At 61.2% G+C, this 15,829-nt stretch carries 16 protein-coding genes; 6 read left to right on the forward strand and 10 right to left on the reverse strand.

What is annotated here, in order from left to right; all coding sequences use genetic code 11:
• Nucleotides 1-90 precede the first annotated feature (90 nt).
• The gene (locus tag DK871_RS03845) at nt 91-1,038 is read right to left on the reverse strand and encodes a DMT family transporter (protein ID WP_161904039.1); all 948 of its coding nucleotides are present in this window, start codon (nt 1,036-1,038) and stop codon (nt 91-93) included.
• Nucleotides 1,039-1,112: 74 nt separating this feature from the next.
• Here DK871_RS03845 and DK871_RS03850 point away from each other — a divergent pair, with 74 nt between their 5' ends.
• Nucleotides 1,113-1,676, forward strand: a complete 564-nt coding sequence (locus DK871_RS03850; RefSeq protein ID WP_161904040.1) for a helix-turn-helix domain-containing protein — start codon at nt 1,113-1,115, stop codon at nt 1,674-1,676.
• Nucleotides 1,677-2,152: 476 nt separating this feature from the next.
• Nucleotides 2,153-3,550 (forward strand): FAD/NAD(P)-binding protein, encoded by a 1,398-nt coding sequence (locus DK871_RS03855; RefSeq protein ID WP_161904041.1) that lies wholly within the window; start codon nt 2,153-2,155, stop codon nt 3,548-3,550.
• A gap of 142 nt (nt 3,551-3,692) precedes the next feature.
• On the opposite strand, the gene DK871_RS03860 is transcribed toward DK871_RS03855, so the two are convergent.
• From DK871_RS03860 to DK871_RS03875, 4 genes are read right to left on the reverse strand one after another with little or no spacing between them, the layout of a single operon-like run.
• Entirely contained in the window at nt 3,693-4,955 is a 1,263-nt protein-coding gene (locus DK871_RS03860) for an efflux RND transporter periplasmic adaptor subunit (RefSeq protein ID WP_161904042.1), read from the reverse strand.
• Nucleotides 4,945-6,423, reverse strand: coding sequence for a TolC family protein (locus tag DK871_RS03865; protein WP_161904043.1), 1,479 nt, complete (start codon nt 6,421-6,423; stop codon nt 4,945-4,947). Before DK871_RS03865 ends, DK871_RS03860 begins: the two co-directional genes overlap by 11 nt.
• Nucleotides 6,416-7,615, reverse strand: coding sequence for an ABC transporter permease (locus DK871_RS03870; RefSeq protein WP_161904044.1), 1,200 nt, complete (start codon nt 7,613-7,615; stop codon nt 6,416-6,418). The genes DK871_RS03865 and DK871_RS03870 overlap by 8 nt, the downstream gene beginning before the upstream one ends.
• Nucleotides 7,612-8,319 (reverse strand): ABC transporter ATP-binding protein, encoded by a 708-nt coding sequence (locus DK871_RS03875; RefSeq protein WP_161904045.1) that lies wholly within the window; start codon nt 8,317-8,319, stop codon nt 7,612-7,614. Before DK871_RS03875 ends, DK871_RS03870 begins: the two co-directional genes overlap by 4 nt.
• 355 nt (nt 8,320-8,674) lie before the next feature.
• Between DK871_RS03875 and DK871_RS03880 the strand changes: the two genes are divergently transcribed.
• Nucleotides 8,675-9,406, forward strand: a complete 732-nt coding sequence (locus DK871_RS03880) for a TetR/AcrR family transcriptional regulator (protein ID WP_161904046.1) — start codon at nt 8,675-8,677, stop codon at nt 9,404-9,406.
• A 302-nt stretch (nt 9,407-9,708) separates the two neighbouring features.
• Here the strand turns inward: DK871_RS03880 and DK871_RS03885 are convergent, their stop codons facing one another.
• Together DK871_RS03885 and DK871_RS03890 are read right to left on the reverse strand one after the other, a co-directional pair.
• Nucleotides 9,709-10,770, reverse strand: coding sequence for an FUSC family protein (locus tag DK871_RS03885; RefSeq protein WP_161904047.1), 1,062 nt, complete (start codon nt 10,768-10,770; stop codon nt 9,709-9,711).
• 136 nt (nt 10,771-10,906) lie between these two features.
• Nucleotides 10,907-12,523: an NADP-dependent glyceraldehyde-3-phosphate dehydrogenase gene (locus DK871_RS03890; RefSeq protein ID WP_161904048.1), complete on the reverse strand. Its 1,617-nt coding sequence runs from the start codon at nt 12,521-12,523 to the stop codon at nt 10,907-10,909.
• A gap of 138 nt (nt 12,524-12,661) precedes the next feature.
• On the opposite strand from DK871_RS03890, the gene DK871_RS03895 reads away from it, so the two are divergent.
• Entirely contained in the window at nt 12,662-13,537 is an 876-nt protein-coding gene (locus DK871_RS03895) for a Dyp-type peroxidase (protein WP_161904049.1), read from the forward strand.
• A 121-nt stretch (nt 13,538-13,658) separates the two neighbouring features.
• Here the strand turns inward: DK871_RS03895 and DK871_RS03900 are convergent, their stop codons facing one another.
• Both DK871_RS03900 and DK871_RS03905 read right to left on the reverse strand, forming a co-directional pair.
• On the reverse strand, nt 13,659-14,372 hold the full coding sequence (locus tag DK871_RS03900; RefSeq protein WP_256677368.1) for a carbonic anhydrase: 714 nt from the start codon (nt 14,370-14,372) through the stop codon (nt 13,659-13,661).
• Between the two features lie 144 nt (nt 14,373-14,516).
• Nucleotides 14,517-15,038 (reverse strand): DUF3087 family protein, encoded by a 522-nt coding sequence (locus DK871_RS03905; RefSeq protein WP_161904051.1) that lies wholly within the window; start codon nt 15,036-15,038, stop codon nt 14,517-14,519.
• A 115-nt stretch (nt 15,039-15,153) separates the two neighbouring features.
• Here DK871_RS03905 and DK871_RS03910 point away from each other — a divergent pair, with 115 nt between their 5' ends.
• Both DK871_RS03910 and DK871_RS03915 read left to right on the forward strand, forming a co-directional pair.
• Nucleotides 15,154-15,333, forward strand: coding sequence for a hypothetical protein (locus tag DK871_RS03910; RefSeq protein ID WP_161904052.1), 180 nt, complete (start codon nt 15,154-15,156; stop codon nt 15,331-15,333).
• A gap of 12 nt (nt 15,334-15,345) precedes the next feature.
• The gene (locus tag DK871_RS03915; RefSeq protein WP_044274607.1) at nt 15,346-15,546 is read left to right on the forward strand and encodes a DUF6021 family protein; all 201 of its coding nucleotides are present in this window, start codon (nt 15,346-15,348) and stop codon (nt 15,544-15,546) included.
• A 30-nt stretch (nt 15,547-15,576) separates the two neighbouring features.
• On the opposite strand, the gene DK871_RS03920 is transcribed toward DK871_RS03915, so the two are convergent.
• Nucleotides 15,577-15,813 (reverse strand): DUF6555 family protein, encoded by a 237-nt coding sequence (locus DK871_RS03920; protein WP_003192128.1) that lies wholly within the window; start codon nt 15,811-15,813, stop codon nt 15,577-15,579.
• Nucleotides 15,814-15,829 lie beyond the last annotated feature (16 nt).

Raw genomic sequence — 15,829 nt, forward strand, 5'->3', positions numbered from 1 at the left:
GCCAGCGTGGTTTAACGGGGCGCCTAAGATCAAGATCAAAAGCAGATCAAGAGCGGCTCGCTTCGCATCGTGGTTACTGTCGATCATGGACTACCCCTGCCGCTCCTCCTCCAACGCCTCTGCCAACTCAACGGCCTTCTGCCCCTTCGTCTTCAGCTCACTCACAATCACCGCCACCACAATCAGCACCGCCCCTAACATCGCAATCGGTGGGAACCGCTCCCCGGCGATTCGCCCCACAACGCCTGCCCACACCGGCTCACCGGCATAAATCAACGTCGCTCGGGTTGGCGAAACACTTTGCTGGGCCCAGTTCATCGCCACCTGGATCACCGCACTGGTCAAGCCCAGGCCCACGGCACTGAACAGCAGCAACCACGAAAAGCCCGGCAACGCCTCGCCCATGGGCACCACCATCATGAACGACAGCACCGAAGCGGTGGCCAGTTGCACGACCGTCACCCGACGAATATCCACCTGGCCGGCAAACGCGCTGATCAAAATAATCTCTGCCGCTATGGCCACCGCACCGATCAGCGTAGCGATTTCACCTGGGCTGAAGTTCAGTGAAGCCCCCGCCGGGCCGGTCAACAGCATCAACCCGGCAAACGCCAGCATAATGCCGATACTGGGCATCAACCCGGGGCGACGGCCCAGCACCAGCCACTGCAACAGCGGCACAAACGGTACATACAAGGCGGTGATAAACGCCGATTGGCTGCTCAAGATGGTTTGCAGGCCGATGGTCTGCAAGCCATAGCCGAACATGATCGCCACCCCGATAAACACCCCGGCCTTCAATTCGAACAGGGTCAGGTCGCGCAGGGTGCGCAAGGAAAAGAACCCCACCACAATCGTCGCCGCCGCGAAGCGCAGGCCGACAAAGAACATCGGCCCGCTGACGGTCATGGCGTGCTGCACCAGCAAAAAGGTGCCGCCCCAGATCATGGTGATCACCACCAGGATGCATTCGGCTTTACTGAAACGGTTGAAACGCGACGGGGAGTTCGGGGCAGTCCTGGCGGCTCGGTCTTGCAAGGGGAAAGCACGGACCGCACAATGCGCCGCACGCTGGGCAGTATACTGCGCACACCCACCTATTGAGCAATATAGTGCACAAAGAAAATCCGCAACGGGCTTCGGTCCTGCAGCACGTCAGCCAGAACGTTCGTCGCCTGCGCCATGCCGCCGACCTGAGCCAGACCGCGCTCTCGGAAAAGTCCGGTGTCAGCCGGCGCATGCTGGTGGCGATTGAGGCCGGGGAGAAGAACGTCAGCCTGTCGACCCTGGACCGTGTCGCCGAAGCGTTGGACGTGGCGTTCAGTGATCTGATTCAGGCGCCGGATGTTCGCGACCACAGCCGTATCAACGAGCTGGCCTGGGCGGGCGAGATTGCCGGCAGTAAGGCGGTGTTGCTGGCCAAGGCTACGGCACGGCGTGAGGTCGAGTTGTGGGAGTGGCGGCTTGAGCCCGGTGATCGTTATTGCCCGGACCCTGACCTAGAAGGGTGGAGCGAACAACTGTTTGTGTTCGAGGGCAGACTGACGCTGGTGATAGGTGATCAGGAAAATGTTATCGAAGCTGGAGAGTTCTTTATGTTTGCCAGCCACCAGCCGCATGTTTATCGCAATGATGGGAAGGCTGCGGTGCGGTTTGTTCGAAATGTGGTGATCTGAGCGCAAATGATTTTTCATGGGGCACCTTTTTTCAGAGGTGCCCGTGGCCTTATCTCCTATTAATCATGTTATGAAGACGTCAGGAATTTTTAGGGCTTACCATTTCCAATGCGGTGGGAGTTTTCCGTCGCGTCCTCCCCTCCATCCACCCTCATCCTGTCTTGGGGAGATAAAGTCACTATCGTGCGGTGGTTTCGCCGCGGGCGGTTTCTCGTGTTCCGCTTCATTGCCTGGTGCTGACGATGTATCAGCCTGTGGGATAAAAGCGATCGGGCTACCGGTTGAGATAGTTGTCATTTTTAGCACCTGTTCAGAAAGGGGATAATTGTCCGAGTGAAAAACACACTCCCCGTTTAATTGGTGGTAACCGTATATGTGGTTCCGCATGTTTCATGCATGCAGGTGTAGCCGCATGTTTCGGCAAGGCGGATGACTGACATGATATTTATCTGGCTGAATCGTAAGGGCGAACCTGCATGAGCGACTCCACACGCAACGCTGATGTGCTGATTATCGGCGGTGGCTTGAGCGGCACGATGCTGGCCGTGCAATTGCTGCGCCTGCCGGGCACGCGACGCATCCTGGTGATTGAGCCTCGCAGTGAACTGGGACGTGGTGAGGCCTATAGCGCGGTTGAGCTGGGCCATACGCTGAACGGCAATGCGGCGCGTATGAGCGTTGACCCGGACAATGCCGACGACCTGACCCAATGGCTCACCGACTACATCGGCGCTGGCGGTTGGCCAGAGTCGGGCCAGCAGCGCGTACCTATCAGCGAACTGTTCCCGCCGCGGGGGATTTTTGGCCTGTACGCCCAACAGCGTTTGGCGCAAGCCAAGGCGCGGTCCACATCAATCGTCGAACACATCCGTGCCGAAGCGGTGGACCTGCAAGTCGATGCAACCTCAGCGTTGCTGACTCTCGATAATGGCGAGCAACTGCGTGGCGCCTTTGCGGTAGTGGCCACCGGCATGTTTCCGGCGGCGCGTACCCCGCAAACCGAATCCACAGGTTTGAACGCCGCTGCGCTGGATCCTTGGGATGTACGCGCAATGACCCAATTGGCCCCCCAATCGACAGTGCTGATCATCGGCTCCGGCCTGACCATGGTCGATGCCGTGGTCTCCCTGGAGCAGGCCGGGCATCGCGGGCCTGTCGAGGTTTTTTCGCGCCATGGCTTGTTGCCCCATGTACGCCGGCAGCCGCCGAGCTGGGACGACTTCCTCGCCGCCGACCACAGCCTGGGCAGCCCCCGACAATTGCTGCGTGAGGTGCGACGCCAGTGCCAGCTCGCGCTGGAGCAAGGCGTCGACTGGCAGGCACCGCTGGACACGGTGCGCGTGCATATAGCACGCCTGTGGAGCCAGACCACTGAGGCTCAGAAACGCCAGTTCGTGCGGCATGTGCGGCCCTGGTGGGAGAGCCATCACCACCGCTCGCCGCCGTTGAGTGCACAATTGGTGGAGCGCTTGCACCAGCAAGGGCGGTTGCGGATTCATGCGGCGTCGTTCAAGGGGTTGGTGCCGTCGCAGGATGGGGTTGCCATTGCGGTGCGCTATCGTGGCGAGAACCGGATTACTCAAGTGACAGGCGCAGCGCTGATCAATTCCAGCGGCATCGAATACGATTGGCGCCGGGTGGCCCGGCCATTACCGCAGCAATTGCTCAAGCGCGGGTTGGTCCAGCCTGGGCCATTGGCGCTGGGGATTGCCGCGGATGCAACGGGGGCGGTACTGGATGCTCGCGGCCAGGTCAGCCAGCGCCTGTTCGCCATGGGGCCGCCGTTGCGGGGCATGTGGTGGGAGAGCACGGCGGTGACCGATGTGGCGCTGCAGGCCAAGGCACTGGCCGCCAGGCTTACGACAGCTATCTGACATGCCATAGGGCCAAATGTAGGAGCTGGCTTGCCTGCGAAGAGCCTGAGGGCACCGCGTTTGTTCAGGTAGCACGCGTTATCGTTAGCGTTTTTCGCGAGCAAGCTCGCTCCTACAGTTAGGGCATACCCGGGATCGAGTCTCAGTGATTGACTCCCCCGGCCCTCACAAACCCCGCCTCAAGCCCAAACACCTCAACCCCCTGCGGCGTCGATTGCCCAGTGGTCACTTTTATCCGCTGCACCGGTTTATCCATCGCCGCCCGATACTCCACCGTCATGTCCGCCTGGATCGCCTGGCTGGGAATCACGATCGCTTGGTCATTGTTGTAGGTGACGATAGTCAAGCGCGCACTCATGCCCAGGCGCACCCGCTGCAACTGTTGCGGTGTCAGCTTGGGGATCGACAAGGTCACCGGAAACTGCGCGCTGCCCTGGCTGTCGCTGGCGATGGCCAAGCCGCTGACCACGCTGACCGAACCCGTCAGCCGTTCGCCATCAAAGCCATCGCCCATCACTTCCACGGCCTGGCCCTGACGCAACTGGTTGATATCCAGCTCTGAGACCTTGGCGACGATTTTCAACTGTTCGATATTGGCCAGGCCGAACAGCACCTGGCCTTGGCTGACCTTGCTGCCGGCCTGCACCGGCGCGCTGTTATTGCCGCCACCTTGAGCCGTGTTGGTGCTGCCGGGTGCCGGTACCACGATGCCGGAGAAGGGCGCCTTGACCTCCTTGCCTTCGAGCAGTGTTTGCAAGGCATCGTACTTCACCGTGGCATTGGTCAGCTCCATCTCGGCGATCTGCCGGTATTCGCCCTGGCCTTGGTCCAGGGCTTGTTGTAGCTCACTGCGCGCCGCCGCCAAGTCCAATTGCTGTTGCTGGGTTTGCTGCTTGAGGTCGTCCAGTTCGTTGCGGGGGATGATGCCGCGCTTGAACAGGTTTTCGCTCTCGGTGAGTTTGCGTTGGGTGTTGCCGGCGGTCATTTCAGCGGTGCGTAAACTGCGGCGGGCGCGGCTGACGGTGGGGCTGCTGTCCCAGTCCTGCATTTCCTGCACGGTGCGCCGGGCCTTGAGTTGCGCGGAGAGAGCGTCGCGCAGTTGCACTTCCAGCGTCGCCGGGTCCATGCGCAACAGGACCTGGCCGGCCTCGACGCGCTGGCCTTGTTCGACCAGGTTGGCCAGCACATTGCCGTCGAACGGTGCCGTCAAGGTGACGGTGGTCTGCGGTTCGATCTTGCCCACCAGGCCGATCTGGTGCACCAGCGGGTCGGGCTTGACGGCCAGCCACTGCTCGGCCGTGCTCGCTGGTTCGGCGCCGCCGCGTTGGCTGAGCAGGCTGAATGCCGCGCCGCCCAGCAACAGGATCAAGGCAGCGACCATCAGCAATTTTTTATTAGTAGTCATTGAGGGCGATTTCCCAACTTTCCAGCGTCATGCCCAGGGTCAGATCGAGCTGGGTCTGGGCGTTCAAATAAGCGATCAGCGCATTGAGCTGGGCATTTTCGGCGTTGCGCAGGTCGGTCTCGAAGCTCAGCACCTGGAAGTTGGTGGAGCGCCCGGCGCTGAGTTTTTCCCGCTCGATCTCGATCTTGCGCCGCGACAACTCCACGGCGCGCTTGGAGATTTCATATTGGCGCCAGCGGGTGCCGAGGTCTCGCACCACATTGTTGACGTTGCGCTCCAGTTCCTGTCGAGCGTCGGTAATGCGGATTTCCTGGTCTTCTACATTCACCCGCGCACGCACTTCGGCCTGGCGCGTGCTGATATCGCCAATAGGGATCTGCACTTGCACCCCGGCGTAACTGTCCCAGGTGCGGTTATTGTTATGGCCGTCGTCGTTATCGGTGGCGGCGCGTATCTGGTTGGCGCCTGCGACCAGGTCCACTTGCCAGCGCCCGGAATCCTTGGCGATCACCAGGTTAAGGTCGGCCTGCTGGCTGCCGAGCAGGGCGGCGAGGTATTCCGGTTGCTGGTTTTGCGCGAGGTTGAAGGCCTGGCGTTTATCGATCTCCATGGGGCTGGCTTCCAGGGCCTCGGTGGCGCGCACCGGTGTCGACAGGTCCAGGGCCAGCAGGCGCAGCAAGGCCAGGCGGCTGGTGTCGAGTTGGTTGCGCGCTTCTTCCACGCCCAATTGCTGGGTGGCGATGTCGGCTTCGGTCTGCACGATCTCGAACTCGGCCATGCGCCCGGCGCTGATCAGCGCTTTGTTCACCTCCAGCAAGGTGGTGGAGCGCTTGAGCGCTTCCTGCACGATCACCAGTTGTTCCTGGGCGCGCAGCAATTCGCGGTAGGTGGCGATGATCTGGCTGATGGTCTGCGCCACGGTGGCCTTGAGGTTCAGGCGGTTGGCCTGCTCGGCCAGGCGCGACAGGCGCAGCGGTGCGGTGGTGGCATCCCAGCCGGCACCGCGCATCAGCGGTTGGATGATCGCCAGGTCGAGGCCGTCGCTGCGGTAACGGCCGGCGCGGTTGGCATTGTTCAACTGCTGGGTCCAGGCCATGCTCAAGCGCGTGCCGTATTCGCCGAGCAGGCTGCTGGTGGGCGCCAGGTTGGCGTTGCGCGCGTTGTCCTGGGAGCCACGGGTGCTGCGGTAATAGCTGTTGAGGGTGAGCTTGGGGTTGAACACGTCTTCGGCCACGCGCAGGTCGAACTTCTGCGCCACCCGCTGCAGGTAGGCGCTGCGGATCGCCGGGTTATTGCGCAGGCCCAGGTACACCGCGTCCCCCAGGGTCATGGTGGTGGCCTGGGCATTCAGCGAGACGCTACGCTCGTAGCCGCTGCGGGTGGTGCTGGGTGCCTGAGGGTTGATGATCACGTCGGCGGCCATGCCCGGCAGGCTGGTCAGCATCAGCAGTAGCAGGTACTTATTCATCGCGCAGGGCCTCGACCGGCTGCAAGCGTGAGGCCGATACCGCCGGGTAAATGCCAAAGAACAAACCCACCAGCAACGTACTGCCTACACCCAGGGGTAGGGCAGCCACTGCCAAGGCAAAGGCCCAGCCCGACAACCACGCATACAGCCAGGCAGCGGTCATGCCCAGCACCGCGCCGCACAGCGCACCCACGGCGGTGAGGGTGACCGCTTCGAGCAAAAACAGGTTGCGGATGTCTCGCTGGCGCGCGCCCAGGGCCATGCGGATACCGATCTCACGGCGGCGTTCCGAGACGTTCATCAGCATCACGTTCATCACCCCGACACCGCCGCCCACCAGGGAGATCGCGCCGAGGGCCAGCAGCAGATAGGCAAAGGTGCGGCTTTGGCGGGTCATGCCGTCGATCATTTGCTGGGGCACCGTGATGTCGACGTCATGATCAGTGAGCTGGGGTTGCAGCGCGGCGGCGGTGTCCCTGGCGATACGTTCCATGTCCTGCCCCGGTGCTGCGCGAATGATCAGGTTGCTGATCTGCGGGGTGGCGTAGATGCGGCGCATGCCCTCGGCGGGGATAAACAACGATTCGTTGGCTTGCACCGGCATCAGCATGGCCCGGGGCTGGTTGTGCAGGATGCCCACCACCAGGAACAGGTAGTCGTTGATACGCACACGGTCGCCCAGTTGCAGCGGGTCGCCCGGCGCGCCGAGGGCCTGCGCGAGTTGGTCGCCGATCACCCCGTAGGTTTCGTTGGCATCGAAGGGTGACAGGAAGCGCCCCTCACGCAACGCCAGGCGCATGGCGTCCTGGATACCGGCAGTACTGCCGACAAAGCTGGCATTGGTGGTGCGCCCATGAAACACGATGGGCCCGCTGAACAGGCTGAGCGCGCCAATATGGGCAATGCCTGGCACTGCGTGGCGCACCGCGTCGAGGTCGAGTTGGGTGCGCATTGGCAGGTTGCTGCTGCCCTTGGGGGGGAACTGCGCGATTAGGGTGTCGGTGCCCATGTCCTTGAAAATCATCGCCGCATCTACCGCCGCGTTGTGGCCGATATTGATCAGCGCCACCACCGAGGAGCTGCCGATGACGATCCCCAGGAGCGCCAGGATCGAACGCTTGCCCAGGGTACGCAGGCTGATAAAAGCTTCGTGCAGCAACTGGCTGAGGCTCTGCTCGACTCGCAGGCTCATAGGCGCCCGGCCTCATGCACCACACCGTTGCGCACCAGGATCTTGCGCTCCAGGCGCTCGGCAATGTGGGGGTCGTGGGTGACGATGATCAGCGTCACCTGTTGTTCACGGTTGAGGTTCAACAGCAAGTCCATGATCTCCTGGGCGGTGGTGCTGTCGAGGTTACCGGTGGGTTCGTCGGCCAGGATCACTGAGGGGTTGCCAACCAGGGCGCGGGCAATGGCCACGCGCTGGCGCTGGCCACCGGAGAGGTCGGCAGGGCGGTGGTGGGCGCGTTCGGCGAGGCCGACCTGTGCGAGCATACGTTGGGCGTGTTCCACCGATTCATGCCGCGACACGCCGCGATAACTCAAGGGCAGCGCGACGTTGTCCAGGGCACTTAGGCGGGGCAGCAGGTTGAAACTCTGGAACACGAAACCGATCTGCTGGTTGCGGATCGCCGCCAGCTCATCGGGGGTGGCGTTGAAAATATCGTGGCCGGCAAAGTGGTATTGGCCGCAGTTGGGCAGGTCCAGCAGGCCGAGGATGTTGAGCAGGGTGCTTTTGCCAGAGCCAGAGGCCCCGAGGATGCCGCAGCTGTCACCGCTGGCGATGGACAGGCACACGTCATTGAGAATGCTCAATTCTTGCCCGGCGAGCTGATAGCGCTTGCCGATGCCTTGCAGGGAAATCAAAGCTGGGTGCGCGGGGGTCTGTGTCATCATGACTACGCCTGCAGTCTCGACGGTGCCGACTTGCTCCCCGAAAACCCTTGTAACAAGTTCGGAAGCTGCCTGTACGCGTCACGGACTGGTTTTATTTCTTGTTTTTAAAATATTGTTTGAATAGTAACTGCCTTCATGACGCTTCGCCAGCCACGGAGGTAGAGCGGTTTTACCCTTCGAAACGATTTTTCCGTCACGTGAGTGGGGCGCAAAAAAATACCGCGCTTCGTCTTAAAAGCCCGGTTATACAGGCTTCGCCGGATATGGCGGAGTGTCACTACTTGCTTTCGACCGGCCGCCCCGGTATAAAAAATCAAATTATTTTTTAAAACAATATTTCCGCCGTGGAACCCATATGGTCGCGAAGAAACTCAGCGCTCCAAACGTTACCAAGACTCGACTGCTGGATGCGACAGAGGCTCTCTTCATCAAGTACGGCTATGACGCCGTGTTGTTACGGCAGATTACCGAACGTGCCCAGGTCAACCTGGCGGCGGTGAACTACCACTTCGGGGACAAGGACTCCCTGATGAAAACCCTGCTGATGCAACGCCTGGAGCCCCTCAACGAGCAGCGCCTGGAACTGCTGGCGCGCTGTGAAGCCGAATCCGACGGCCCGCTGGACTGCGACACGCTGCTGGGCGTGCTGTTTGCCCCAGCCATGGGCCTGGAGCGCAGCGACCCGGCCAGCGGGGAAGGGCGTTCGTTCATCCGCTTCCTAGGACGGGTCTACAGCGACACTTCGCCGTTCATCCAGGAATACCTCAAGGTGCATTACCAGCCGGTGTTCCAGCGTTTCTTCGAAGCCTTCGCCCTGGCCCTGCCGGATTTGCCGCGCAATGAACTGGGGGTGCGCCTGCAATTTGCCCTCAAGGCCATTTCCGGGGTCATGGCAGGCACCGAACTGCGTCTGCTGATGAACTCCATGAGCCTGGGCCGCCCGGCCACGGATGCCGAGGTGATGGCCAAGCTGATTACTTTGGTGTCGGCAGCGATCCGAGTGCCGCAGCAGAGTGCAGAGGCTGAAACGGCACTGGCCAAGGTGCTGGATACCCAGCGCGCTATTCGCGAACAGGCCGCACGCTGAAACCCATCCCCAACCCCCTGTAGGAGCGAGCTTGCTCGCGAAAAACGCAATGACACCGCGGTTAACCAGAATGCCCGCGTTATCGTTGACCTTCTTCGCGAGCAAGCTCGCTCCTACAGGGTGAGGCCGTTTCCTGACCAAAAAGCAGGCAAAAAAAAGCCCGCTGGGGCGGCGGGCTTGATATGCAACGTTTGTAACGGATGAGGCTTCACACTACGTCTGGGCTTGTGAATAAATCGTGAAAAATATGTAAGAGAAAGTGTGAATGTGTCGATGTGCGTAAGGATGCCATCCAGCTGTCGCTAGATCTTCCAGCGAGCGGCACTTTTGCCGAGCCGTTGACGCATCTGATCTACGTTTGCCGCCAGTTGCAAGGTCAACAGCCGATACCCATCCAGCGCGCTGTACACCGGTGCATCCAGCGTGGACTCACTGGCAGAGGTACGACCGGTGCGCTCCAACCGCTCCGTCACCCCCGACTTCAACGCCCGCGCCATCCCCACCAGTTGCACCCGAATCTGCCGATGCTCCGCCCTCAACATCACCCGCATCCTTGCCGTGGCTTGCTCATCGCGCGGGTCTGGCCGGGTATTGCCCAGAATCTCCAAAGTGCTGATGCACAGGCGCAGGTGCCGCTGGATCGCATCGAGTTCAGTCATGGAAATCCGCACTTCCTTGGACACCGACGGCATCAACGAGCGCAGTTGCACCATTGCTCCGTTCAAGCGGTTGAGCAGTTTGAGGTGTTCATCGTCGGTTACCGATTGGCCATTAATGATCCGGCTATAAATCTGCGCGCAGTCACGCAGGGCGCTGGCCAGGTTGTAGCGCCACGAATACACGGCGTACAACGGCAAGGCAAAGGAAAACGCCAGGGCCAGCACGATGCCGATCAGGATATCGACGGTGCGCCACAATCCATCGGAGATAGGGTTATCGCCGTGGCCGGCGACGATAAACACCGTGATCGCCGACAGCAGTGCGATATAGCCGCCTTTGCCGATGGCGTGATAGGAAAAGAACCCGCATACCACCGACATCAACAGGTAAGTGAGCAACGGCAGGCCGAAGTAAGCTTGCTGCACCACCAGCAGCAAGCCGACGCTGGCGCCGATCAAGGTGCCGTAGGCGCGCTCGACGGCTTTCTTGCCGATATTGCCGTGGTGCTGCAAGCCGCCGATGACGATCAGCATGGTCACCGACGCCCATTCACCATGGGGCAGGTTGAGGCCGGTGGTCAGCAGGATGGTTGCCAGCAAACCGACCGATACACGCACGGCGTGGATCAGCTTGGCATGGCGAAAGCGGCGGTAGGGGTCGAGCAACGGGCGCAGCAGGCGCCGGGCAAAGAAGGGCAGGTTCATCAGCAGTAAAGTGGCCTCGATTATCTGAGTACGCGCGATCAAATGTGGGAGCTGGCTTGCCTGCGATAGCATCACCGCGACCTGACTGAAAGACCGAGGTGCGGGCATCGCAGGCAAGCCAGCTCCCACATTGGCTTTAGAAGATGTAGTCGGTGGTCAGGAAACTCGAATCGCGATTACGCAAAATATCGCTGACCAACGCCTTGTTACTCTCCTGGAACTTGGTCGCCACCAAGGTACGGATCGAGAACACGCGCAAAGCGTCATGCACCGACAACGTGCCCTCGGCCGAGTTCTTGCGCCCGTTGAACGGGAAGGTGTCCGGCCCACGCTGGCATTGGGCGTTGATGTTGATGCGGCCCACCTGGTTGGCGAAGGTGTCCACCAGGCGTCCGACTTCCACGGGGTCGGTGCCGAAGAGGCTCAACTGCTGGCCGAAATCCGAGTCCAGCACATAGTCGATCACGGTGTCCAGATCACGGTAGGGCACGATCGGTACCACCGGGCCGAATTGCTCCTCATGGTAGACGCGCATCTGCGGGTTCACCGGGTAGAGGACTGCCGGGTAGAAGAACGAACCACGGCTGCTGCCACCCTCGGCGTTCATCACCTTGGCGCCATGGCGCGCCGCATCGGCCACCAGTTCGTTGAGGTAATCAACCTTGCCCACTTCCGGCAGTGGCGTCAGCGCCACGCCGTCTTCCCAGGGCATGCCGGGCTTGAGCGTCGCCAGCTTGGCGTTGAATTTTTCGATAAAGCGCTCGACCACGTCTTCATGCACGAACAGGATCTTCAGCGCGGTGCAACGTTGGCCGTTGAACGACAGCGAGCCGGTGACGGCTTCGTTCACCGCATTGTCCAGGTCCACTTCGGGCAGCACGATCCCCGGGTTTTTGGCATCCAGGCCCAGCGCAGCACGCAAACGGTGCGGCTTGGGGTGCAGCTTTTTCAAATCACTGGCGGCCTTGTTGGTGCCGATAAACGCAAAGATGTCGATCTTGCCGCTGGCCATCAGCGCGCTCACGGTCTCGCGGCCGCTGCCGTAGATCACGTTGATCACCCCGGCCGGGAAGCTGTCGCGGAAGGCTTCCAGCAAGGGGCGGATCAACAGCACACCCAGCTTGGCCGGCTTGAACACCACGGTATTGCCCATGATCAACGCCGGGATCAGCGTGGTGAAGGTCTCGTTCAACGGGTAGTTGTAAGGCCCCATGCATAACGCCACGCCCAGGGGCACGCGGCGGATCTGGCCGAGGGTGTCCTGCTCCAGTTCAAAGCGGCTGCTGCGGCGGTCGAGTTCCTTGAGGGCATTGATGGTGTCGGTGATGTAGTCGCAGGTGCGGTCGAATTCTTTCTGCGAGTCCTTGAGGTTCTTGCCGATCTCCCACATCAGCAGCTTGACCACCGCATCGCGCTGTTCGCGCATGCGCCGCAAGAACGCCTCGACGTGCTGGATACGCTCAACCACGCGCATCGTCGGCCATGCACCCTGGCCACGGTCGTAGGCGCGCACGGCAGCATCCAGGGCGGTGAGGGCGGTGTCGGCATCCAGCAGCGGCGTGCTGCCAATGTGCACGCGCTCATCACCCAGTTGCACCGGGCTTTGCACGCGGGCAAGCGGGCCGTTCCACACCTGCAACTGGCCATCGACCAGGTATTCACGTTGCTCAATGGGCGCCGCCAGGCGAAATTGCTCGGGAATCTGCGCGTTGGAGGTGGGAAACAGCTGGGCGAGCAGGTTGCTGGTGGTCATGTCGCTACCCCTGGAATAGTTGCAAAACATGACTAGAGAGTCACCCAACAAGCGGCTCTAACGCAAGGCTTGCGCGCATTCTTGTTCGCAGCGCGGTGAACGCCGGGTAAACTGCGCGGCTTTTCAAAAGGAGTTCACATGAGTCAGTACCAGCCGGGCATTCTTGCCGCACCGGTGCCTTTGCAGGCCCGCCATCTGTTTTTCGCCCTCGACTCGTTGCACGCCGTGCCCGCTGCGCTGGACGCACTGGTGCAGTTGGCGGATGCGGCGGCCGTGGTGGGGTTCGGTGAGCCGCTGGTAAAGGCGCTGGGTGCCCAGATCCCAGGGCTGCGCTCATTCCCGGCCGTCAGCGGCCCTGGCGCCCACAACCCGTCGACTCAACAGGCGCTGTGGGTATGGCTGCATGGGGTGGACCGTGGTGAGTTGCTGCTGCGCAGCCGGGCCGTGGAAAAAGCCCTGGCACCGGCGTTTCGCCTGGTGCAGTCCACAGAAGGCTTCCGCTACAAGACCGGCTTTGACCTGACCGACTACGAAGACGGCACCGAAAACCCTCACGACGATGCCGCCGTGGAAGCCGCGCTGACCGACAGCGGCGCCAGCTTCGCGGCTATCCAGCAATGGCAGCACGACCTTGACGGTTTCGCCGCGTTGCCTGCCCAGGAGCGTGACCACATCATTGGCCGCCGCCATGGCGATAACGAAGAGCTCGACGATGCCCCTGAGTCGGCCCACACCAAGCGCACCGCCCAGGAAAGCTTCACACCGGAAGCCTTCGTGGTGCGCCGCTCCATGCCCTGGGCCGAAAATGGCCAGGCGGGGTTGATGTTCCTCGCGTTTGGTCATTCTTTCGATGCGTTCGAGGCGCAGTTGCGGCGCATGAGTGGGTTGGAGGATGGGATTGTTGATGGCCTGTATCGCATCAGCAAGCCGTTGACGGGGGGGTATTACTGGTGCCCGCCGCTGAAGGACGGGCGCCTGGACCTGGGCTTGGTTTTTGAAGCGCCGCTTCCTTGAACGATCATTGCCCCCTGTAGGAGCGAGCTTGCTCGCGAAAAACGTCAGCGATAACGCACGCCGCCTGAATAAACGCGGCGCCTTCGAATTTTTCGCGAGCAAGCTCGCTCCTACAGAAAGCCTAACCGAGCATTTTCACCTTGCCGCTGTGCAGCTTGTACACGCCGCCGACGACCAGCAGTCTCCCCGCAGCGACCGCGTCGGCCAACAGGCTTGACTCAGCCATGAGCCGCGCCATGGTGTCGACGACATTTTGTGCAATGGCGTTTTCCAGCAGGTCGCCGGGCGCTTTCAATACCTTGTTCACCGAGGGTTTGAAGGTGTCGGCCAAGCCCTGGATCTTGCCGGGGAACCGCGCGTTATCCTTGACCGCCTTGACCCCTGCTGCGACGGCGCCGCACTGATCGTGCCCCAATACCATGATCAAGGGTGTGCCCAATACGGCCACGGCATATTCGAGGCTGGCAAGCCCGTTATCGGTGACGAAATTGCCCGCTACCCGCACCGCAAAGAGGTCACCGCGGGCGGTGTCGAAAGCGTACTCGGGAGCAATCCGCGAATCGGCGCAACTTAACACCGCGACAAACGGATTTTGCCCGCCCACCAACACCTCGCGCTCGCTCATAAAATCATGACGCTTGGTCACCCCGTCGGCGTAACGCTGGTTGCCTTCCATCAGCCGCTGCAAGGCAAGCTGTGGGCTGAGGACGTTCGCGGGCTTGGGCAGAGTCGCGGGCGTCGGGGCTGCGTGCGCCAGGGAGGGCATTGCGCCGGCAAGCAGGGTTGCGCCTGCACTGACGGCAGCCAGCTGCAGGAAGTTTCGTCGGTCTTTCATAGAGGGGTGGCGATCACACATAGGCAAGGTTCTCAGTGGGTTTAGAGAGGAGGGTGCCTAGGATGGGAATGATCGCCTTAAAATGATGTAAGAATGTTCTTGTTTTTCAGTGTGTTATTTTTTTAGCCCAGGCGTCGCCCGGCCTTATGTGCTTTTCAGGCTGTCCAGCCAGGCCGGGTCCAGCCGGGTCTGCGCGATATCAATGCCCAGCGCCTGCATCTTTGCCTTGTGGGCCTCGATCTCGCCCACCAGTTGCGCCTGGGCGCTGGAGTTGGCGTCCAGCTCGTGCATCTGCGTCAGCCCCAGGTGATAGAAGCGTAACAGTTTGATGGCTGACGGGTCGCTGGCCTGTACCCGCTCGCCGACCTTGTGCATCACATTGGTCACGCTCATCAGGCTGCGCTTGAGCTGCCAGCCATACACCGCCGACGCCATCCAGGGTTGGGTCCAGAACGGGCCACGTACCAGCGCGACGGTGATCAACACCCCGGCAAAGACGCCGCCGACATTGAAGCGAAAATTGTCACCGCCAGGCTCGCCGAACAGCATCACCGCCAGGCTCGACAGCAGCATGGCCAAGGCCAGGAACAGCACGGCAATCACCAGCGTGCTGCGGCGAGTCCGTTGGCGATAGGTGGCGGGGTCGCAGGGTTTGAGCTCGAACATCCAGGGCAGGTCTCCAGAAAGGGCGGGTCATCTTCTCATGCTTGGAGCAATGAAGTTGAACGATGGCTGCGGGCGATTTCTCTAAAACTGTGAACCCTTCATGAGGTCAGCCGTCATGCCCGACTATAAACAGCCACCGCCTGGTACACCCGACCCGCACCGTACCCCCGGTGAAGAGGAGCGCGACAACGATGCGTTGCGCCCCAATGATCCGAAAGAACGCGGCCCGGACGATGATGTGCAGCGCGTCGAAGAAGACCTGGAAAACCTCCACGACAAAGCCCGCCCGCTTTAACAGGAGAACCTGATGAACAAGCGTACCGATGGCCCCCATTCCAACGAACATGCCAGTGGCAAGGATGAACTGGGCTTCGACCCGGACTCGCCGGACCTGGCCGACCCGCAGGTCGATCCGATCGGCCCGGCAATTGCGCCGCTGGACAAAAAGGACGAGGAGACAGCGAAAAAAAAGCCGCCCTACGATCCGTTGGGCGACTTGAAGCAGTGAACCGAGCCCCGCCTATGTGCGGGGCTTTGTTTATCTGGGCGGGGACCAGCTGACGTCGCTGATGCCGTATTTTTCCGCCCAGGGCCGGGTGGTCTTTTTCACCTGCTCGTGACCCACGCGGCCGATGCGGCTGACATGGGCAATGTCGGCATCAACGGCCGCCCAATGCCAGGCTTCGGCGTTGTTCATCACTTCGGCGCGCACCACGAAAGACTTGGGTTTACCGTGTAGCTGATAGTGGACGGTGTAGATTTTTGCGGTACTCATGTTGCCTCCCAATCTT

The sequence above is a fragment of the Pseudomonas sp. L13 genome (assembly GCF_009935965.1).
GTDB lineage: Bacteria > Pseudomonadota > Gammaproteobacteria > Pseudomonadales > Pseudomonadaceae > Aquipseudomonas > Aquipseudomonas lactis.